The organism is Desulforhopalus sp. (genome assembly GCA_030247675.1).
Classification (GTDB): domain Bacteria; phylum Desulfobacterota; class Desulfobulbia; order Desulfobulbales; family Desulfocapsaceae; genus Desulforhopalus_A.
This window is the reverse complement of sequence record JAOTRX010000002.1, coordinates 1,284,447-1,305,365: the sequence shown is the minus strand read 5'-3', so window position 1 is coordinate 1,305,365 and position 20,919 is coordinate 1,284,447. Positions and strand designations below refer to the sequence as shown.

General features: G+C 49.5%; 15 protein-coding genes, 1 tRNA gene and 1 pseudogene. 9 read left to right on the top strand and 8 right to left on the bottom strand.

What is annotated here, in order from left to right:
• Positions 1 to 72 precede the first annotated feature (72 nt).
• Positions 73 to 600 carry a rubrerythrin family protein gene (locus OEL83_05710; protein MDK9706527.1) on the top strand — a complete coding sequence of 176 codons (528 nt, stop codon included), beginning with the start codon at positions 73 to 75 and terminating at the stop codon, positions 598 to 600.
• Between the two features lie 274 nt (positions 601 to 874).
• On the top strand, positions 875 to 1,735 hold the full coding sequence (locus tag OEL83_05705; protein ID MDK9706526.1) for a hypothetical protein: 861 nt from the start codon (positions 875 to 877) through the stop codon (positions 1,733 to 1,735).
• 92 nt (positions 1,736 to 1,827) lie between these two features.
• On the opposite strand, the gene OEL83_05700 is transcribed toward OEL83_05705, so the two are convergent.
• Positions 1,828 to 2,931, bottom strand: a complete 1,104-nt coding sequence (locus tag OEL83_05700) for a hypothetical protein (GenBank protein ID MDK9706525.1) — start codon at positions 2,929 to 2,931, stop codon at positions 1,828 to 1,830.
• A gap of 530 nt (positions 2,932 to 3,461) precedes the next feature.
• Here OEL83_05700 and OEL83_05695 point away from each other — a divergent pair.
• A complete protein-coding gene (locus tag OEL83_05695) occupies positions 3,462 to 3,707 on the top strand; it encodes a hypothetical protein (protein ID MDK9706524.1) in 246 nt (81 codons plus the stop codon).
• A gap of 35 nt (positions 3,708 to 3,742) precedes the next feature.
• Here OEL83_05695 and OEL83_05690 read toward each other — a convergent pair whose 3' ends face one another.
• A complete protein-coding gene (locus tag OEL83_05690; GenBank protein ID MDK9706523.1) occupies positions 3,743 to 4,078 on the bottom strand; it encodes a hypothetical protein in 336 nt (111 codons plus the stop codon).
• A 487-nt stretch (positions 4,079 to 4,565) separates the two neighbouring features.
• On the opposite strand from OEL83_05690, the gene OEL83_05685 reads away from it, so the two are divergent.
• Positions 4,566 to 6,302: a response regulator gene (locus OEL83_05685; GenBank protein ID MDK9706522.1), complete on the top strand. Its 1,737-nt coding sequence runs from the start codon at positions 4,566 to 4,568 to the stop codon at positions 6,300 to 6,302.
• Positions 6,299 to 9,517 (top strand): PAS domain S-box protein, encoded by a 3,219-nt coding sequence (locus OEL83_05680; GenBank protein MDK9706521.1) that lies wholly within the window; start codon positions 6,299 to 6,301, stop codon positions 9,515 to 9,517. Before OEL83_05685 ends, OEL83_05680 begins: the two co-directional genes overlap by 4 nt.
• A 60-nt stretch (positions 9,518 to 9,577) precedes the next feature.
• On the opposite strand, the gene OEL83_05675 is transcribed toward OEL83_05680, so the two are convergent.
• The 5 genes from OEL83_05675 to OEL83_05655 form a co-directional block, all read right to left on the bottom strand.
• Entirely contained in the window at positions 9,578 to 11,032 is a 1,455-nt protein-coding gene (locus OEL83_05675; protein MDK9706520.1) for a hypothetical protein, read from the bottom strand.
• A 72-nt stretch (positions 11,033 to 11,104) separates the two neighbouring features.
• Positions 11,105 to 11,180 (bottom strand) — tRNA-Phe (locus OEL83_05670).
• Positions 11,181 to 11,334: 154 nt separating this feature from the next.
• A complete protein-coding gene (locus OEL83_05665; GenBank protein ID MDK9706519.1) occupies positions 11,335 to 12,114 on the bottom strand; it encodes a hypothetical protein in 780 nt (259 codons plus the stop codon).
• A 296-nt stretch (positions 12,115 to 12,410) separates the two neighbouring features.
• Positions 12,411 to 13,247 carry a carboxylating nicotinate-nucleotide diphosphorylase gene (gene nadC / locus OEL83_05660; protein MDK9706518.1) on the bottom strand — a complete coding sequence of 279 codons (837 nt, stop codon included), beginning with the start codon at positions 13,245 to 13,247 and terminating at the stop codon, positions 12,411 to 12,413.
• A gap of 12 nt (positions 13,248 to 13,259) precedes the next feature.
• Entirely contained in the window at positions 13,260 to 15,923 is a 2,664-nt protein-coding gene (locus OEL83_05655; GenBank protein MDK9706517.1) for a valine--tRNA ligase, read from the bottom strand.
• Between the two features lie 381 nt (positions 15,924 to 16,304).
• Here OEL83_05655 and OEL83_05650 point away from each other — a divergent pair, with 381 nt between their 5' ends.
• Positions 16,305 to 17,165, top strand: a complete 861-nt coding sequence (locus OEL83_05650) for a hypothetical protein (protein MDK9706516.1) — start codon at positions 16,305 to 16,307, stop codon at positions 17,163 to 17,165.
• A gap of 56 nt (positions 17,166 to 17,221) precedes the next feature.
• Positions 17,222 to 18,256: a GDSL-type esterase/lipase family protein gene (locus tag OEL83_05645; GenBank protein ID MDK9706515.1), complete on the top strand. Its 1,035-nt coding sequence runs from the start codon at positions 17,222 to 17,224 to the stop codon at positions 18,254 to 18,256.
• Positions 18,257 to 18,287: 31 nt separating this feature from the next.
• Here OEL83_05645 and OEL83_05640 read toward each other — a convergent pair whose 3' ends face one another.
• On the bottom strand, positions 18,288 to 19,382 hold the full coding sequence (locus OEL83_05640) for a deoxyguanosinetriphosphate triphosphohydrolase (protein MDK9706514.1): 1,095 nt from the start codon (positions 19,380 to 19,382) through the stop codon (positions 18,288 to 18,290).
• Between the two features lie 451 nt (positions 19,383 to 19,833).
• Between OEL83_05640 and tpx the strand changes: the two genes are divergently transcribed.
• Both tpx and OEL83_05630 read left to right on the top strand, forming a co-directional pair.
• Positions 19,834 to 20,331, top strand: a complete 498-nt coding sequence (gene tpx / locus OEL83_05635; protein ID MDK9706513.1) for a thiol peroxidase — start codon at positions 19,834 to 19,836, stop codon at positions 20,329 to 20,331.
• A gap of 324 nt (positions 20,332 to 20,655) precedes the next feature.
• A pseudogene (locus OEL83_05630) lies at positions 20,656 to 20,916 on the top strand (methylated-DNA--[protein]-cysteine S-methyltransferase).
• Positions 20,917 to 20,919 lie beyond the last annotated feature (3 nt).

The following is a 20,919-nucleotide window of genomic DNA, read 5'->3' as shown; positions in this document are numbered from 1 at the left end:
TTATCCTTTAATAACTCTTGTTATATAATCCAATCCCTACCCCAAATCAATCATACTTATCAGGAGGAATTCATGAGCAAAACTGTTGAAAACTTGAAGGCTGCTTTTGCAGGGGAATCTATGGCTCGCAATAAATATACCTTTTTTGCCAAAGTAGCGCGCAAGGAAGGTTACCATTATATTGCCAGGATCTTTGAAGAAACTGCCCTCAACGAGATGCGTCATGCCAATGACCATTTCAAACTTCTGAACGGCATCGGCGACACAGCGGCCAATCTCAAAGAAGCGATGGAAGGTGAAGATTACGAGACCATGAGCATGTATCCGACATTTGCCAAAGAAGCCGAAGCGGAAGGGAATATGGAGGCAGCAATGCTTTTCACCCAGATCGGCAAAATCGAAGCAGCCCACCGCGAAAGATACAAAAAATTGCTCGAAATGGTAAAGAATGGCACAGTTTTCAAACGTGAGAAACCGGTAAAATGGAAGTGTTCCCTATGCGGTTATACATACACCGGCAACGAGCCGCCACCGAAATGCCCATCCTGCAAGCACCCCAAAGAGTATTATGAGCCGTCCGATGTAGAGTTCTTGGAGTAGGCATTCTCGCCGCACCGGCGTACTGCCCAATCGACGAAGCGGTTTCTTCCGCCCCCCTTCACCAGCAGCTCAAAGAGCATTCTGGAACTGCTGGTGAAGGAACAATGGCAAGGAGTGGAGCATGCTCAACCGGTACTTTCGAGTTACAAAGCGCGCGAATCAACCCTTGCCGCTCCTCGTCGTCGTCCTGTGGGCAATCTTTTTAAGTAGTTGCTCACACCAAAGGCCAACATCCCTAAATACTGGCTCAGCTCTCTATCTTCCGCCTACTCTCTTGACGATAAACGATTCTCTTACGCCAGCATTTATCGTCAAAGCCCACGAGGAGCATTTTAATCGAATAGGCTCGCCAGGCGTCCGAACCATCGCCGAGGATACTATCGATATCTTTGTTGATCCCGAGAATCCAGTTCTGTTTTTTGAGTCACAGGAATTCACTACGGCCAAAGATCGCTACACCAATCTCATTTATCGTGTCCACTTTCCCGAGGTTCCTCTTGGCTGGTCGTCAATCAACCTTACTGGGGGGAAAAATCCTGGAATCCTCATTATTTATACCCTGAACAGTGCAGGTAATCTGCTCCTTGTCACCACTGTCCACACCTGTGGTTGCTACCTTGCCTTTTTCCCTACCACCGCCACACCGCATGACGCCCTGCCCAAAGATTGGCCGACAACTTCCCAATTGGTCTACGGCTATACCCTGCCGAGTCGACTGGATTTTCGAAATCAAGATGCCGCAAACCGCATCGCCTTTACCCTGGAGAGTGAAACGCATCGAATAGGGGATGTCGCCGTTATTACCCCAAAAGACCAACACGCCATTCAGCATCAAGTGACCATGCGCCTCAAAGCTATGCTGGATCTTCACGCCCTTCCATACCAAAACAAGACCCTGTCATTTTTCGAATCGGACGGTCCGCGTCGCGGATACGTGAGGAACAACACGAAAATATTAGAAAGACTCTTAATCAGCTGGTGGGCTTTTGATCTCTACGTCGGTGAGGATAAGGCATTTAGCAGCCACGATACAAGCGACACTGTCTTCTATACCAGTCTCAAATTTTGGGCGCGACAGGCATCGAACCTTAAAGATTTCCCCAAATTCCTTGAATACTGGGGCTGGAATCTCTAGCCTCTTGTTCTCCTCAAATCTGAACAAAAAACCATACTATTAAGCCTCTGGCGTCGGGGTGCATTACAGCCGCAATTTTTTTCGGTAACAGTTCAGTGGAATATTTTCCTATACCCCTCTTCCGCTGCCTGAAAACCAAGAGCCGCCTGGAGAGTTATGACAATGCCAGGATTCGCATCCCTATCGTGATCCTCGGGAAAAGATAAACGGGGCGATACTTCCAAAACCAACCAATCGCGAAAAAATCGTTGTCGATACCTTACAACAAACTGTGTGTCAACCAGTTGGTACAGGGGTTCGGTTTCAAAATACACTCCGAAATCGTAGGACACTGCTTGAATGGCACTTAAAACATTATACAGCTTGAACTGCTGAGCATGAGAAACCCCCCGCACCCCTTCCAACAGATTGGCACTGGTTGTAGCACGAAACAGCCAATTACTGCTCGACTGCTTATCCAAGTCGTAGGATGCCCTGTTTTCCAAGCCATCATCGGTATAATAACGCAAGCGATTAGTAAAGCTGCTCCACCAATCTCCTATTCCCCGGCTAACCCGGTAGCGGATTCCGGTGAAGAGATACTGCGAGGAAACTCCAGAATCGATTGAGAGATGATGTTCCTCATCTTCCTTCAAATAATATTGGAGACCAGCGGCAACTTTGTGCTTACCAGATTCATATTGAACGTTTTTCCCGGGAATGGGTTCACTGTCCGAGAAAAACTCTTCATCTTCACTCTCTCCGACCAGCAAATTTACCCGACTGGAAAGCCCAGGCAGCTTGAGACGCAGATCGACACGTGGCTTGACATCAAAACTGTCATTTTTACTGTGCCCAATCGAAAATTTAAGAGTTGCCCGACTCTGGTTTTCCTCGGTGGCAAACCTCCTGTCATCGAAAAACGAGTCAATCCAAAGTGCTGTCGCGGCAAGCATGGCCGACGCCTCGATCTGTGCTGCATCGATTGCTTCCTCCTGTTGATTATCCAGGAGGGGAAAATCATCTCCTTGAGAGACATTCCATTTCTGCGGGTTTTCCAGAAGCGCATCACACCTGCCCTGCTCGCCTAAAACCAGGAGCAATACGAGAACAGCAACACAGGTGAACCCATATTGACTTTTCATATCAATCTTTTTTGTGGAGACACACATACTTTGCAAGCCTTGCCATAAAGCAGGCATCTTCACAAGCCTCATTCTTACACCGCAAGGGCATAAGTTTCGCATGAGCAGACAAGCCACTCAACTCAACTTTAAACCTCGTTTTTTGAATAAGAAGGTACTTTCCAAAGCATTTGAATGGTATTGCCAAACCATATTTTTTGCAAGCTATCCCAACCCGACGAATGAATCGCCAAAACACTACGAGCCGAGAGAAAATTCACTCAATTTTGCCACAATTGTGACGTCCATGAATGTGCTAACCCAAACAACAGATCAGGCACGCAGGCGGCATATCCTATCTATCATCTTGTATTATTGGTAATTTCTAACGTTCAGACCGTCCCATTTCTCTAGAGGGAGCAAATACTAAGCCAACTCCCTAATTATAAAATAATCAGGTGATTGTCCTGTAACATATGTGATTTTACAGCCTTTTGAAGCTAGGAAAAGAGTATATCTTCACCCAACCATGTCACATTTGTGCCACATATTTGTCTCAGGATTCCGGGGAGGGCGTTCCGTGACATATCCAAAACAACCTCATCCAGCAAGGAAAAAGCTTGATGACCGTAGAGATATTTTTCTTTGAATTGAAGGACAACTTTCTTGCTGCCATTTCAATCAAAAGTTGGAAATGGAGGAAAGCTTGTGGAGAAACGACCTATTTTGATGTGGAACAGCAGGGAGCAGAGCAATACAGATGGCATTCAAAATATGTACTGTTGAATTGGGAGACCAAACACAAACAAAAATCACCGCAGGGAAGACCTTTTAAAGCCTCTGCAAAATCCTGCCTTCTCAACCTCTAGCAAGGTAAAATTTTCTAACAGAATACACACTCCACTCACGAATTACCCCAAACGTCATCAGGCTCCGGCTCAAAATTCATTACAAAATCCGTCCAAGCAATAGGACATTGCTCGATTCGCCCACCGACAAGCTTCTGACGACCGGCAACATTTTCCCATTTCGGTTGCACCTTCAATTTAAAATGGCCACCATGACCATTCACAATGACAGTCAACGCCTCTACATGCGAACTCATTTTTGCTGGGATATCGTCAAGTGAGAGACCAAATCTTGAAATGTCGTGAACGGTACCGGTAAAAAAACCTCGCCCGTCAGAAATGTCAGCCACCATACCAGTCAGTGCAATACGTGGATATCTTCGTCTATTCATAGCGGTAACCTCTTTTCAATCTATTGGTCAACCACACCGTGCTCCTGCTTTTTTACAGGAACGCTTTCGACGATCAAAACATGAGAAAAATTCTCATCTATTGCCTTAATGGTAGGAACGATCAGCTAGTCGTCAAGAGAAATTGCAGCCGGTTGGTTATCGATTATTTTCGCGTATACAAAGCGAGAATATTAATCCATGAGGTTTTTCCTCTTACCGGTTGATATTCAGCCATTCAAGGTATGCCTAGCACAATTGACAGCCTGGCATACGATGTTACCCCCCAACCCCATTTCATACGCTCTGCAAAGGGAATAGCCTTGACTTTTTCCATTGATTCTGCGGAAATATTACATTGAAACAGGGACACCAAGCTCGCCAAAGTCCCGCTAACGGCCCGATATACCAAGGCCGATAATAACCACAATGTAATGCCCCAATTTTCCTTATGAAAAACTGGAAAATAACCCGTCTTTCCTGGAGAAGCATGCTGATCACCTTTATGCTGATCGCAGTCGCTGTTCTGGTTCGAATATGGCCGCTCCAATCCCTCCAATCAAATTTGGCATGGCTCACCTTTTATCCAGCAGTGATGATAGCTTCCATATATGGAGGTTTCTGGACCGGCCTTCTCGCCACTCTTTTGGCCTGCCTTACAGTCACAAAATTCTGGTATTTGCTTGTTGCCACGCCATTTATCGAAACCTCCGCCGACTGGCTAGGACTGGTGGTCTTCGTCTTTACCGGGACGATGATATCCTGTGTATCTGAAGCAATGCTCATGGCGAATCGAAAAGCGCATCAGGCACAATTACAGGCGCAAAAGGCAAATGAGGCAAAAAGTGTCTTTCTGGCAAATATGAGTCACGAACTCCGCACGCCCCTCAATGCAATTCTTGGTTTCTCACAATTACTGCAAAGAGATAAGCGTTTGTCATTCGAACATCTCGAATATCTGAATACGATAAATCAAAGTGGCGAACATCTTCTCACTTTAATCAATGAAATCTTGGAAATATCAAAAATTGAGGCAAAAAGAACCTCTATAGAGCTCAGCAAGGTAAGTGTTCGTGGTCTCATTTCAGACCTTACAAAGATGTTTGAACTAAAGACAAAGACCAAGGGTATATTCTTTGAGTTACGAGGCATGGCCGACTTGCCACAGTTCATCGTCACAGACGAAACAAAACTGCGTGTTATTCTGATTAATTTAATCGGTAATGCCATAAAATTTACTAAAAAGGGAGGCGTCCTTGCAGACTTTTCACTTCTCGGCGATTCTTTAGATAATCAGCAATTACAGGTGTCGATCCAAGACACCGGGCCTGGCATTGCCGAACAAGAAAAAAACAATTTATTTAAATATTTTGTTCAGACTGAAAGCGGCAAAAAGGAAAAAACCGGAACGGGACTAGGGCTTGCAATAAGTCAGGACTATGCGAAAATGCTCGGTGGAGAGATTACCGCGAAAAGCACCCTTGGCGAAGGGAGCACATTCCGGGTTACCATAAAGATCGATAAGTGCAGCGATGATCTACAGGTTGAGTCGTGCAATCAACGACAACGGGTCATTGGTTTACAACCAGGGCAGATCCCCCGTATTCTCGTAGCGGAGGATACCACTGCCAACCGGCTGCTCCTTACGACCCTTTTAAAAAGTGTTGGCTTTGATGTCCGCGAGGCAGTCAATGGAGCCGAAGCGGTTGCATTATTTGAAAGCTGGAAACCACACCTCGTCTGGATGGATATCCGTATGCCGGTGATGGACGGCCTTGAAGCAACACGACGAATCAAAGACACCAAAGAAGGCAAGAGAACTGTAATTATTGGCCTCTCCGCTCATGTTCTTTCGGAAGAGCGGCAAGCCATCTTTGCAGCGGGATGCGATGATTTTCTCGGTAAACCATTTCGAGAAGATGACTTGTTCGAAATAATGGCGAGGCATCTTCATCTGCGATACAGGTTCGACGAAGACCTCGCCGACAACAAGCAAGGCCATGCTCGCTTGCCACTTGTCCTCGATTTATCCCATCTATCCGACGAGTTACGAGAACACCTGAGTAAGGCCGCAACCACTACCGACGCTATTCAACTAAGGGAGATTGCAGAAAACATTACAAACGACAACCCTATTTTAGCAAAAGAACTGCGAATTTGTGCTGACAACTTTGATTATGACACCATACTCTCGGCCCTCAGCACCAACATGACAGGACAAGCATGACGACGATGGCAGAGAAAACAGCTGGCACGATCTTAATTGTAGACGATGAAATAGCCGGTTTACAGCTTTTGTCACAGATACTTTCGGCAGGAGGGTATAAAGTTCGCGCCGTAAAAACAGGAAAAGAAGCCCTCACCTCAATTCAGATTGAGCTACCCGATCTGATCTTGTTAGACATCAAACTACCTGATATTAGCGGATATACAGTTTGCGAAACCCTTAAATCGCAAGTGTTTTCAAAAAATGTTCCGGTAATTTTCCTCAGCGCTCTAAACGAAACGTCAGAAAAACTCCATGCATTTTCCTCAGGTGGTGTCGATTACGTCACCAAACCTTTCATCCCAGAAGAGGTGCTGGCAAGGGTTAAGACTCATATAGAAATGTTCTTTTTGCGATCGCAATTAGAAACACAGGCCCGAGAGTTGCTGGAGAAAAACTCCCAACTCCTTTGGGTCGCTGAGCAACACAAACTCAGTGACCAGGCACTCGCAAGGAGTGAGGAAAAATTCCGCAACCTGTTTGAGCTCAGCTCTGCAGTAAAACTCCTCATAGATCCGATTAACGGAGATATCCTTGATGCTAACAACGCCGCCATCGATTTTTATGGTTGGTCAAAAGAACAGCTTAAACAGATGCATATTCAAGACATTAACCGCCTACCGGATTACAAACTGCAAGACTTTTCTGAAAATATCCTCTCAACCGGAAGAGGCAGATACGAATTCCAGCATGGCCGAGCCGATGGTTCAACTCGGGATGTAGAAGTATTTGTTAATACGATTCAATCTGTGGAAAAGGACCTGATCTATTCAATAATACACGATATCACCGATCGGAAAAAAGCCGAAGAAGCGCTGCGGGAAATCGAAGCCAGCAAACGAGAGCAAGCGGCTAAACGGCGAATCGAGGCCCATTATGCCACGACCTTTTCCGCGTTAAACGATGGATTGTGGGAGTGGCACGTCCCGAGCGGGGAGGCGGTCTTCAGTGACGTTTATTATAAGATGCTCGGATACGAGGTTAACGAATTCCCCGCCACATACTCATCCTGGCGGGAGCTTGTCCATCTTGACGATATAAAAAGGTGTGAAGAAGAACTGCAAACCAACAGAGAATCAGGACAAGGTTTCTCCGTCGATCTGAGAATGAGGATGAAATCCGGTGAATGGAAATGGATTTCATTGCGGGGGAAGACCGTTGAATCGGACATCAAACGCAAACCGCTACGCATGGTCGGGACCATCAGCGACATAAGCTCCCGGAAACATGCTGAAAGACAACTAACAGAAAGCCACGACCTTCTCAACAATTTGGCCCGGCTGGTTCCCGGCGTTATCTACCAATACCGCTTATTCCCTGATGGACGCTCCGCTTTTCCCTACGCCAGCCCAGGAATCAATGATATCTACGAAATGCAGCCGGAAGAGGTTCGAGAAGACGCAAGCCCTGTTTTTTCAAGGTTACATCCAGAAGACAGGGCGCGTGTTTCTGAAGCCATTTTCCAATCAGCACGAACACTCGAGACCTTCTTTTGCGAATTCAGGGTCCTTCTGCCACGCCAAGGTTTGCGCTGGCGCTGGTCTCAGGCCCAACCGCAACCAATGGAAGATGGTGGAACCCTCTGGCATGGCATCATTTCAGACATCACCGACCGCAAACGAGCCGAAGAAAAACTTCGGGAATCCAATGAATACCTGGAAAATCTGATCAATTATGCCAATGTACCTATCATCGTCTGGGACATGCACTTCAGAATCACACGGTTCAACCACGCCTTTGAGAAGCTAACCGGAAGATCAGCCTCAGATGTATTAGGGAAATCACTTGAAATCCTCTTTCCCCGCGCGCAAGTCGTCAAATCTATGGCCCTCATCGAGGAAACACTGGCGGGTGAACGCTGGAAGGACATTGAAATAGCTATACAGAAGATAGACGGATCGGTTCGAACTGTTCTGTGGAACTCCGCGACTATTCTCGGGTCAGACAACGAAGCCCCCATTGCGATAATCGCCCAAGGCACCGACATCACAGAACGAAATCTTGCCGAACTGGAAAAGAAACGACTATCCGCCCAACTGCAGCAAGCGCAAAAGATGGAGGCCATCGGCACACTTGCCGGTGGTATTGCTCATGATTTCAACAATATCCTCGGAGCAATTCTGGGATATGCAGAAATGGCAGCAGATGATTGCCCGCCCGGATCTCAGCTTGCCAAGGATATTGAGCAAATTCTCAAGGCCGGAACCAGAGCGAAAGAACTGGTGAAGCAAATTCTTGCCTTCAGCCGGCAGGCAGAAACCGAAAGAGTCCCCTTGCAACCAGCTGTCATCATTAATGAAGCGATCAAGCTCCTGCGTGCCTCACTGCCCACAACCATCGAAATTAAAAAAGATATTTGCCCGGATGCCGGGGTTATTCTGGCAGATCCGACGCAGATCCATCGAATCGTCATGAACCTCTGCACCAATGCATTCCACGCCATGGAAATTGATGGTGGTACGCTGACCATCTCCCTGCAGAGGAAGGAAATTTCTCACGGCAACGCGAGCATATCTCAACTGAGGCCAGGGAGTTACCTCGAGTTGTCCATAGAAGATACCGGAATGGGAATTGCACCAGAGGTTCAAGACAAGATATTCGATCCGTATTTCACTACCAAGGAAGTCGGGAAAGGGACCGGAATGGGACTTGCCACGGTTCATGGCATAGTACAAAGCTACGGTGGATCGATCAGCTATGAAAGCCAGCCAGGAAGGGGCTCTGTTTTCCGGGTTACCTTGCCCACCGTAGATACTTCGAGCCAACAGGAAAATGAATCTGCTGAGTTAATCGCAGTTGGTGGCAGGGAGCACATTCTTCTCATCGACGACGAAATTATACTCGTCGAGATGGGTAAGGCGATGCTTGAGCGCCTTGGGTATAGGGTCACTACCAAAACCAACAGTATTGAAGCCCTGACCACCTTTCAGAATCAGCCGGACACATTCGATCTCATAATCACCGACCAGACCATGCCTGGCATGACCGGTACTGATCTCTCTCGGCGCATGTTACAGATCCGCCCTAATTTGCCAATTATTCTCTGCACCGGCTACAGCAATATTGTTACCGAAGAGCAAACATATTCATTTGGAATAAAGGGTTTTGCCATGAAACCACTCACCAAAAAGAGCATTGCCCAGCTTGCCAGGAAGGTGCTGGACAGCAACAATTAGAGCTTTGTTGAACAGCTTGTTTGAAGTTGTAAATCACCGCGCGCCCCACGGCAAAAACGCCTACCGGTTGGTTTTTCGCTCAATGAATATCGTTTTCACCAATCTAGCTTCGGGATTACGACTGCCTACACGCACGATTGGATCAAATATCCCAACACCATCAGCAATAATCCGAACAATTTCTCCTTTTTCTTCAAGCTTCAGCTTCTCGGTTTCATGGATGGTCTGTAAAAACTCCGGTATATTATAAAGAACATCAATTTTCCGCATCGATTCATGTTTGAGATTATCAACAACGATAAAGAGCACAATGCAACACGCTGCTGCTGAAACCGAAATCTGAGTGAATTTTTCAGGAATGACCTTAACCAATCTGTCAACGATTATAAGCACCGATAAAATCCAGAAAAATTTCCCCAGCAAAAGGTGACAAGGGTATATTGAACCGTACATAATAATCTTTTTGCTAAGCAGCACTGGTGCCATGGAACTGATTATAACCACCATAAACAGTGCCAATATTCGCAAATGGAAGGTCTCACGACGGATGGCATATATTGCTGGGACAAGAATGGCAAGGAGGAGTATCACCTTTTCGATATTCACATGCTCCCGCAAACCCAGCAGAAATATATCGCGTATTACGGCCTCACCCCAAAGCACTTGAATTTGTTTTTCGAAAATATTTCCGAGCATAATTGTTGATCCTGTGGTGGATAGGGCATACGCTATCGTCACAACAAGTGTCCAAAGCATAATCCATGTTTTCCCGCGGAATAACACGATAAACGTTATCGCAAAGGGAACGGCAAGGACAGAATAAGGGCCGGACCATACGAGCAAAGGGATGATGAGGAACAGCATTAAATTTTTTATGGGAGAGTCTGTCTCATCCAACAGCAGGACTGCGAAAAGAGTCAGAACCAGCACATACATCTGAAAGGTAATTGTCAGGTAATAGACAATATGATTGAACCCGGAAAGACCCAGGATAAAAGGTGTCAAAAATATCAAGATCTTATTCTTAATCAACCCACTGCGGGCAAACATTAAGGTGGTAAGCACCGTTGTCATAAAGGCGACTGACTGGTATGCCGCCGCTTGCCAACGAATGTCGATATCCCCCAGTAATTGCGCAACAAAATTATTTAATATATTGTAATAGCCGTTGGGGTTCCGAAAAATATTCTCCCACAGAAAATCGGCGTTATAATTAAGCTTAAAATAGTATGTTGCATCTTCGGCATAGAAGCCCGGATGGGAAAAATTTTCCCAGGAACGGATGAGCAAAACAACAATGAGGCTAGCCAACGCCAACAACAGCACTCCTCTATTTTCCCTTAAAAAGCTCTGACGATCCAAGAAATACAAGGGCCTTTCGCGCAATATCTTCACCAGAATGTTACCTCCAAACTGCATTTCTTCTTCTCCCTTCACTACAGTCAGCAAAAACGTTCTTTGTCGGTCTTTATCAATAAAATCTATGGTAGTACCAAAGCAGGAGCCGTTGTTCAACCCTTGTTCCTTTGTAATCAAAAACAAAAAGGGGTTGCAGTCTTAATGAAGACCACAACCCCTTGAATGTACTGGTGCCGGGACCAGGAATTGAACCAGGGACACACGGATTTTCAGTCCGTTGCTCTACCGACTGAGCTATCCCGGCATTTGTTTTGGAGAGGCATATTTACCCGACTTCGATTTTGGTGTCAACACCTTTTCTCCCTCCTCCAGGCATTTCTCAATACCCATTTTGATAATGGCAGCTATGACATCTTTATCAATAACTTCGCAATGAAAAGGCCTTTTCATCAATGCAGTTAACCGTCTTTGTGAATCGACAAGCCGCCAAGATCAAGATCGAAATTCAAATCCTCATCCATATCCGTTCCACCTTGTTTGGCGGTTGGCTTAGCACTACTTTTCTTCGGCGCTGGTGTCTCGGAAAAATCGATATCATCAAGAGACAGGACCATTTCTTCTTCGGTCTCCATGGCAGCAGGTTCAATCCCAAGATCTCCTAGTCCCAGATCAAAATCCAAATCGTTAGCCCCAGAACTCACCGCCTCTTTCTTCGCCGGTGTCTTCACCTCCGCCTTCTTGTCGCCCCCCGTCTCCCGGGCCGGAGGAGCCAGATCAGAAATATCGGCAAGTTCAGCTGGTAACTCCAGTGAAAAGGTCTGCTCCTCTGGTTTATCTCCAGACTTTACAGCGGCAGCAGCCGGCATTTCAGGTTCCTCGGCATCCTCGAACTGGCTGAGATCCATCTCAATCTCCCGGTTCTCCAAGTCATCGCTTTCAGAAAAATCGCTATCCCCAGTCCCGATCTCCTCATTGCCTTGATCGTCAATCATCACCTCATCTTCAACTAAAACCTCGAGATCCTCATCGACAAAATCATCATCTTCAGTTGTCCTGCCGGAAAATGCATCATTAACCTCCGGCTCAGCTTCTCGCTTATTTATTTGCAGGAAGGAAGGGGCTGCAACATTAAAAACGGTGCCATGCAGGTTATCCGATACCGCCTTGATATCTTTCTTGCATTTCAGGCATATTTCCATGTGATCAAAGGATATGTATCCGCATTTTGGGCAACGCATGGGCTGGTACCTCTTTATAAGAACTACTTGTTAGGATTTGCCAAAGATATTCCAATACACCACGAGTATCGCATATTTCAATCTAACAAATCAAGGAATATTCGCTAAAATCTAGACTTAACTCCGTGTATCAACATCAAGTTTCCAGCCACCAAAGAAACAACATGAGTGCCTTGGAAAAATCTCATTGAACACGGACAATGAATTTCATGGGTTCTGCCGCCTAACGAAGTGGCCCAAGTGCCTTTCGCAGAGTATTGTTCTTGTTTTTATTTACGAAACGTCTTTGCAAGTCACTAAAAAGACCAATCCATCCCTATGTCACAGGATGGTGCCGAGTGGGTTAAGGCACCAATCGAAATGATATCCACACCGCTCCCGGCAATCGCCTCAACGGTCTCAAGACTCACTCCCCCGGAAGCCTCCACCAGGGCGCGGCCACCTATGGTCCGAACAGCCTGTGCCATCGTTTCCGGGCTCATATTGTCAAGCATAATGATATCCACACCGCATTCCAGGCACTCTTCCACCTGCTGCAAGGTATCGGTTTCCACCTCGATTCGGATGGTATGCGGGATCTGCACTCGCACCCTGGATACCGCATCCTTGATCGATCCACAGGCGGCAATATGATTGTCCTTGATCAGTACGCCGTCGGCCAGATTGAAACGGTGATTGGCGCCTCCGCCGACGCGAACTGCATATTTTTCCAGAACACGGAGGCCTGGTGTAGTCTTTCGAGTATCGGTTATCCGTACCGGGTAGTCTTTAACCTTGGCGACAAAAGAAGCGGTGAGGGTGGCGATCCCGGAAAGACGCTGCAGAAGATTGAGCGCCACCCGCTCGGCTTTGAGCAGATCAACCACCGGACCGCTCACCGTCAACAGCACCATATTCCGGTCGGTCCGAGTGCCGTCGGCCAGAGGCGCGATGGTAGTAATCGCCGGATTCTGGACCTTGAACACCTCCGCCGCTACCTGCTCGGCGCCACAGACAACAAATTTCTCCCGGGCGACCAGACAGGCGCTGCCGGTCTGATTGCCCGGAAAAATGGACTCGCTGGTGAGATCACCGCGCCCGACATCCTCACGGAGAAAAGCAGCAATCATGTCATGCAGGAGATTTTTATCCATAGTCAGTCCTGCCTATGCCAATTTTCGCAGACGCTCTTCCGCTTCGACCATTTTGGCGATCGTCGCATCCAGCTGAGCCTTCTTTTCCTGTTCTTTGGCGACCACCTCAGCCTTGGCATTGGCGAGAAATTTCTCGTTGGTCAGCTTGCCGTTGACCTGGGCCAGTTTCACCTCGACTTTTTCTCGCTCCCGCTTTAATTTGGCCAGTTCTCCGGCGACATCAACCAGTCCCTTCAGCGGTACGAATATCTCAAGATCATTACAGATATAGGTTGCAGCGTCGTCAGGTTTGTCGATCTTCGCACCTACCGTAAAGGCACTCAACCTGGTCATATCACGTATAGCTGCGGTGGAGGCGGTAAGAAATGCCGCCTTCTTCACGTCGCTACAGACGACATACGCCTCGATCTTTGCTGACGGATGAACCTCTGCCTCGGAACGGATATTCCTGATACCGGTAATGACCGCCATCAGCAGTTCCATCTTCTCGACCGCTTCCGGATTTTTCCAGTCGTCACGTTTTTTCGGGAAGTCGGATGTCGCCAGCAAAGGCCGGTCGCCAGGGAGAACAGACCAGATTTCCTCCGACACAAAGGGGGTAAGGGGATGGATCAGCTTGAGAATGGTTTCGAGGACAACGAGCAAAACCCCATGCGCCTGGCCTTTGGCGCGGATATCGTCGCTAAACAGATCGGCTTTGATCCATTCCAGGTACCAGTCGCAGAATTCCCGCCAGATAAACTGGTATATTGCCGAGGCAACATCATTAAAGCGGTACTCATCGAGCCCCTGCCTGACTTCATCGATCACCGCCGCGGTACGGCTGAGAATCCACTGATGGACCAAAGGCAACTCCTGCGGGGCTTCGGCCACTTCTTTTACCGATGCCGGGCAGTCGGCCACGTGCATCAGGGCAAAGCGGGCGGCATTCCAAATCTTATTGATAAAATGCCGGTAGCCTTCGATACGTTCTTCATCAAGCCTGATCTCCCTGCCCTGGGCGGCAAAGGCGGTAAGGGTGAAACGCATGGCGTCGGTTCCGTATTCCTTCATAACCACCAGAGGATCGATAACATTGCCGGTCGACTTGGACATCTTCTTGCCGTGTTTATCCCGCACCAGGGCATGCAGATAGACATCCTTAAACGGCACCTCATCCATGAAATGCAGCCCCATCATCATCATCCTGGCGACCCAGAAGAAGAGGATGTCAAAACTGGTAATGAGTACTGAGGTGGGATAAAACAATTCCAGTTCCCTGGTTTTATCGGGCCAGCCCATGGTCGAGAACGGCCACAGCGCCGAGGAAAACCAGGTGTCGAGGACATCCGTTTCCCGGACGATGGCAAGCGACCCGCATTTCGGGCAGGCGGCCGGATCTTCCGAGGCGACAATCAATTCGCCGCAGTCGCTGCAGGTCCAGGCCGGTATGCGATGTCCCCACCAGATCTGCCGGGAGATGCACCAGTCGCGGATGTTATCCATCCAGCTATAGAAGGTATTGTACCAGGTCTTTGGATAGATATTGATGCGGCCGTCGCGAACCGCGGCCACCGCCTTGTCGGCAAGCGGCCGAACCGCCACGAACCACTGCACCGAGGTGGTCGGCTCGCTGACCGTTTTACAGCGGTAGCAATGGCCGACGGCGTGGCTGTACTCTTCGATTTTCTCAAGAAAGCCCTGATTCTCTAGATCCTCGACAATTTTTTTGCGGCAGGCGAAACGATCAAGACCGGCATACTCCCCGGCGGCGGCATTCATCACGCCCTTATCATCCATGACCTTCAAGCGCGGCAGGGAATGGCGCAGGCCAATTTCATAGTCGTTGCGGTCATGGGACGGCGTGACCTTCAAAGCACCGGTGCCGAATTCCCGGTCGACATGGGCATCGAGCACCACCGGAATAATCCGGCCGGTGAGTGGCAAGCGGATACCGATATCAGCCAGATGGGTATACCGCGTATCTTCTGGATGCACCGCCACACCGGTATCACCAAGCATCGTCTCCGGCCTGGTGGTGGCGACGACGACATGGCCGGAGCCATCGGCATAGGGATAGCGTATATGATACAGTTTGCCATCGGTATCTTCGTGATCGACCTCGTCGTCGGCCAGGGCGGTGAGGCAACGGGGGCACCAATTGACGATATAGTCGCCCTTATAAATCAAACCTTCCTTATACAGCCTGACAAAAACCTCACGAACGGCCTTCGACAGCCCCTCGTCCATGGTAAAACGTTCCCGCCGCCAGTCACAAGAGGCACCCAGTTTCTGCAGTTGGTTGATTATCGTCCCACCCTTTTCGCCGCGCCAGGCCCAAACCCTGTCGATAAAAGCGTCTCGGCCGAGGTCATCGCGGGTCTTGCCTTCGGCGGCAAGCTGCCGTTCAACGACGTTTTGGGTGGCAATCCCGGCATGGTCCGTCCCCGGCACCCACAGGGTGTTATAGCCGGCCATGCGGTGATAGCGGGTAAGAATATCCTGTAGGGTATTGTTCAGGGCATGGCCGACGTGCAGGACACCGGTAACGTTAGGCGGTGGAATTACTATTGAAAACGAGGGCTTCTGAGAGTCCATGCCGGCAGTAAAACAACCGGACTGTCGCCAGCGATCAAGCCATTTTTCTTCAACTTCAGCAAACTCGTAGCCCTTACTCAACAGTTTTTCTTCTTTCATATTCATAGGTTGGAAAAAATTAATAAAAGACTAGACCAGCGAATCCCGCGGACGCACAGTTTTCGAAGGTAACTGTGCCGTTGTCATAATTCAACTGTTTTCGACGCTGCATTTTAAAAATGCCTGGAAAATCCAGGGAAAATGGTAGATAGGATAAAGGCGCATTGAGCAATGTATGTGTTCAAACGAAATTTATGTCCTTGCAGTATTAACCTTTTTCAACAATTCGCAAGCGAAGTGTTTCGGTATATTTGCATACCTGCCTGCTACAAGGTATATTCACACCCCAAAAACTGAAATACGTTACCCAAGTATTACCCATTCGCAGATGGCATCCCCCAAACAATCTCCACCCGAGGATATCTTCCCGTGAGAAACCCCATGACCAGAAACTGCCGAACCTTCCTATCTCTCCCCATCTTCGTCGCTCTCTTATCTCTACCCATCGTAAGCCTTGCAGCAGAGCAAACCCCTACCGCCCAAGGTACTGGAGCTGAAGGCAAGGCGGTTTGGGCCTGGGCCGGCCAATCGGGTGGCGAGGATGCAATTTTTATCAGCCGCAAGGTCGGCTCGGCCTGGGAAGAACCACAAAAGGTATCCACCGGCGAGGGTGTCAATATCGTCCCGGCCGTCACCAATCCATCCGCCGACGATCTCATCGTTGTCTGGTCTAATTTTACCGGCAGCCAGGCTCAACTTCGGTATCGCTATCAGCAGGACGGTCAGTGGTCCGAGGAAAAGGAATACTACACCGGACTTTCCTCGAACATGGCCCCCTCCGTCGCTGTTGACCGAACTGGCAAGATCTGGCTGGTGTGGGCAGGGTTTAATGGCGTAAGCGACGAGATCTACTTTGCCACATGGAATGAAACCTCCTTTACCACTGCCCAGGCCCTGACAGCCAATGATATTCCCGACATCCAGCCCATCCTTGGTATTGACGGTACAACCGGGACCCCTTGGGTACAGTGGCAGCAATTTTCGGCAAACGGCTATGTGGACCTCGAATCGACATGGAACGGCTCGGCTTGGAGCGAACCGGTATTGGTGGCTGCCGAGGCCTCCTCCACCGCTGATGAAACCGCAGAAAACCAGCAACCGGCCAGCAAGAAGGCCCAAACCGACGACCAGCTGGAGATCGAGATTCCCTCGTTTATCGTTACCCCGGAATCGGCATCAATACACGTCCCGGGCTATGCGGTTCAATCACTGCCGATCCGCCGTGTCACCCCCATCGAGTAACAACTAAACCACTGGCTTCGGTTCCATACCTGCAAATACCAATAACGAGAAAGATCATGACAACCCGAATAAACGCCCCGGCACAAAGATTTACCACCCTTGTTTTGATTTGCTGCACCACAGCCCTCTGCCTCACCACAGCTGCCCACGCCGCCAACATAACCGCCTTCGGTGATAGCATTACCGCAGGACATTCGAGCCGTTCTGGAGGGTATCCACCAAAACTGTCCAGCCAGCTCAACAGCAATAGCAAGCCCTCCATTGTCGTTAACTATGGTAGATCCGGCGAAAAAACCTCGGAGGGTGTCGGCAGGATTGATTCAGTGCTCAGAGCCTTTCCCGCCAATCTCATCCTGATCATGGAAGGCACCAACGACGTCCGGTCCGGCATCTCGGTGGAAACCACCAAATTCAACCTGCAGACCATGATCAATAAGGCGAAATCAGCGGGTGCCACCCCGGTGCTATCGAACTTGACCCCAAGCGACAGAGGCGGATCGGCGACCCTCATTCCCCAGACCTGGAATCCGATGATCAATGCCCTGGCAAGCAGCAACGGTATTAGATTGGCTGATAATTACGCGGCGGTAGCGGCTAATTGGGCCAGCCTTAACGCCGATGGAATTCACCCGAACGACAGCGGCTATCAGGTTATTGCCAACACCTGGTTTGCAACGATTTCTTCAATGATTTCCTCTTCGGGTGCCGTTGATGAAGGTGGTGGCGGAGGGGGTGACGACAGCTCATGCTTCATTGCAACAGCCGCCTTTGGATCGCCGGTTGAGAAACAGGTTATGATCCTGCGGGAATTTCGCAATGCCTGCTTACTCAGCAACGCGCCCGGCCGGTGGTTGGTCAAGACCTATTACCACTACTCGCCGGCCGCCGCTGATTTCATCCGTCAGCACGATACCGCAAGGCTCATCGCCAGGGTGCTGCTCTATCCCCTGGTTGCCCTCGCCTATCTTCTTGTCAAATTGTCTGCGCCGGTGCAGCTTGCCATTGCCGTTCTAGGCACGGTCGGCTGCCTTGCCCTGGCGGCTTTTGCTGTCCGCAGGCGTCGTCAGTTGACCATTCCTGCTGCTAACTAAGGCGGTGAACAACAACCTGCCCTGGAGCGTCTCATTTCACGCTCCAGGGTTCAGGAAGAAAGATGTGCTTGTAAATGGATAAGGCATACCGGTCGGTCATTCCGGCGATGTAATCACACACCCGGCGGTGCGCCTCTTTTTCATCTGCCCAGTTTTCCTTATCGACACATTCCTCCCAGTGGTCACCTTTCAGGCGAACAATGCCTTTTTCGAGAAAATAAGTATACAGATCGGAGATTATCCTCTGGGCTTTGACGAATTCGTTATGCACCTTGTAATAGGTGTAGACGTTGTCGTACAAAAAGCCGCGAAGCTCGGTGATCGCCTCAAGCATCTTCGGGCTGATATGCAGATTACCGTCTCCCGCGGCCAGAGTCTCGACAATCAAATCCCGCACCATTGAGCCAATCCGCCGGGAATGACGCTCGCCCACCGCCTTTTTTATCTTTGCAGGCAGGTCTGCCTCTTTCAAAATTCCGGCGCGCAATGCATCATCAAGGTCATGATTGACGTAGGCGATGATATCCGCCAACCTGACAACCTGGCCCTCCAGGGTCACGGCAATTTCCGACTTGTCGTTTGGCAAGATATCCGCCCGCCCTTTGGAGTGGCGAACGATGCCGTTGCGCACCTCGAAGGTCAGATTCAGGCCCTTGCCGTCATTTTCGAGAAAATCGACCACCCGCAGGCTATGCACATAATGGCGAAAACCGCCGGGATGGAGCTCATTCAGGGTCGCCTCTCCGGCATGACCGAAGGGGGTATGGCCGAGATCATGGCCCAGGGCGATGGCCTCGGTCAGTGGTTCATTGAGACAGAGGGCCGAGGCGATAGTCCTGGCAATCTGTGAGACCTCAAGAACATGGGTTAAACGGGTACGGTAATGGTCGCCGGTCGGCGAAAGGAAGACCTGGGTTTTATGCTTAAGACGGCGGAAGGTTTTGGAGTGGGTAATGCGATCACGATCCCGCTGAAACGGCAGGCGGATATCGGACATGACCTCCTCTTCCTCAAGGTGGCGGCCGGAGGAGTTCTTATTCAGTGCCGCAAAAGGTGACAGGATTTGCTCTTCCCGATCCTCCAGTTGCTTTTTGATCGATTTGCCGACAACAGGTATAAACGACATAGTAGCTCTCTTTGCCTGCTCCCTGATAAACGAGATCCCCCGTGCCCCTTGCAAGGTGCTATTCTTCCCATAAGCCTGCAAAGGCAATGAGAAGTAAAGAACTGTGTTCAAGGGATTCCCGTGTCAACATGAACCGGACGGCCCATGCCTCCTTTTCCATGACCGCTTCCCGATAAAGATGGCAGGTCACCTCCCTTTAAACCATGCCCTGTACATGATTTCAATACCTTGCCGAATAATTTCCCCGGAGACCAAGGCATTTAGGCCAAAAGATCTGGCGGCAAATGGCAGGAGTTATTTCTTGACGGCCTCTTATTTCGGCGGCAAACTTGACAAATCAGCAAAGAGTAGGAACTGTTATCAGGTAATTACCAACCGCCTGAAGGCCAGTAATTGTCAAAGGTGGAAACTTGCAACAGCAGGATACTTTTCACAGTAAAAGGAGAACGATATGGCAAAGATCACCCTGAAGGGCAATGAAATAGCAACTATCGGCAATCTTCCCCCGGTCGGTTCACAGGCCCCCGAATTCAGTCTGGTAAAGACCGATCTCGGAACCGCCACACTCAAGGAGTATCAAGGCAAGACGATCATTTTGAACATCTTTCCTTCCATAGATACCGGAGTTTGCGCCGCCTCTACCCGCCGTTTCAACAGCGAGGCGGGGAACCGGAAGAATACCGTGGTTTTGTGCGTGTCCGCCGATCTGCCCTTCGCCCATAAACGCTTCTGCGAGACCGAAGGATTACAAAATGTCGTACCCGTGTCGGTATTCCGGTCTGCCGATTTCGGCAAGAACTACGGGCAGACCATCACTACCGGGGTACTGGCCGGGCTGCTCGCCAGGGCGGTTGTGGTCATTGGCTCGGATGGCAAGGTAAAGTACACCGAGCAGGTTCCGGAAATCGGCCAGGAGCCGAATTACCAGGCCGCCCTCGATAGCATCTAGGCCTTGGCCAAAGGTGCAGTGTGGGGCAAAACCGCACTGCACGGCAAATGCGTTTAGCCTCGAAGCGGCAAAACCCGGTAATCATCTTCACGGAGAACTTTAATGAGAATCTGCTGTCACTACGAGAGCCCCATCGGCACAATGTTGCTGGTCGGCAGCAAAGATGGGGTTTTGCAGGAACTGCACCTGCCGGGCGAAATGAGGACCTTTGCCATCCCTAAGGAATGGCAGGAAGACCCAAGGAGTCTCAGCCAGGCACTTCTCCAGCTGAAACAGTATTTTGCCGGGACACGGCAGGACTTTGCCTTAGAACTTGCCCCGCAGGGGACCCCCTTCCAACAGCGGGTATGGCAGGAACTGCGCCGTATCCCCTTCGGCTCAACCACAAGCTACGGGGCAATTGCTGAGCGCATCGGCAAGCCCAAGGCCTGTCGGGCGGTGGGCATGGCCAACAGCCGCAACCCGATCCCGATCATTATCCCCTGTCACCGGGTTATCGGCAAGGACGGTTCCCTCACCGGTTTCTCCGGTGGCCTGGATGTCAAACAGCAGCTTCTTGACCTGGAACGTCGGCTGATCGGCTGATCG

What these genes read in the sequence shown, in the direction of transcription:
- OEL83_05680 (MDK9706521.1), top strand. Translation starts at nt 6,299, where the DNA reads ATGACGACGATGGCAGAGAAAACAGCTGGCACGATCTTAATTGTAGAC.
- OEL83_05685 (MDK9706522.1), top strand. Translation starts at nt 4,566, where the DNA reads ATGCTGATCACCTTTATGCTGATCGCAGTCGCTGTTCTGGTTCGAATA.
- OEL83_05690 (MDK9706523.1), bottom strand. Translation starts at nt 4,078, where the DNA reads ATGAATAGACGAAGATATCCACGTATTGCACTGACTGGTATGGTGGCT.
- OEL83_05710 (MDK9706527.1), top strand. Translation starts at nt 73, where the DNA reads ATGAGCAAAACTGTTGAAAACTTGAAGGCTGCTTTTGCAGGGGAATCT.
- OEL83_05655 (MDK9706517.1), bottom strand. Translation starts at nt 15,923, where the DNA reads ATGAAAGAAGAAAAACTGTTGAGTAAGGGCTACGAGTTTGCTGAAGTT.
- OEL83_05665 (MDK9706519.1), bottom strand. Translation starts at nt 12,114, where the DNA reads ATGCGTTGCCCAAAATGCGGATACATATCCTTTGATCACATGGAAATA.
- OEL83_05650 (MDK9706516.1), top strand. Translation starts at nt 16,305, where the DNA reads ATGACCAGAAACTGCCGAACCTTCCTATCTCTCCCCATCTTCGTCGCT.
- OEL83_05640 (MDK9706514.1), bottom strand. Translation starts at nt 19,382, where the DNA reads ATGTCGTTTATACCTGTTGTCGGCAAATCGATCAAAAAGCAACTGGAG.
- OEL83_05700 (MDK9706525.1), bottom strand. Translation starts at nt 2,931, where the DNA reads ATGAGGCTTGTGAAGATGCCTGCTTTATGGCAAGGCTTGCAAAGTATG.
- tpx (MDK9706513.1), top strand. Translation starts at nt 19,834, where the DNA reads ATGGCAAAGATCACCCTGAAGGGCAATGAAATAGCAACTATCGGCAAT.
- nadC (MDK9706518.1), bottom strand. Translation starts at nt 13,247, where the DNA reads ATGGATAAAAATCTCCTGCATGACATGATTGCTGCTTTTCTCCGTGAG.
- OEL83_05645 (MDK9706515.1), top strand. Translation starts at nt 17,222, where the DNA reads ATGACAACCCGAATAAACGCCCCGGCACAAAGATTTACCACCCTTGTT.
- OEL83_05695 (MDK9706524.1), top strand. Translation starts at nt 3,462, where the DNA reads ATGACCGTAGAGATATTTTTCTTTGAATTGAAGGACAACTTTCTTGCT.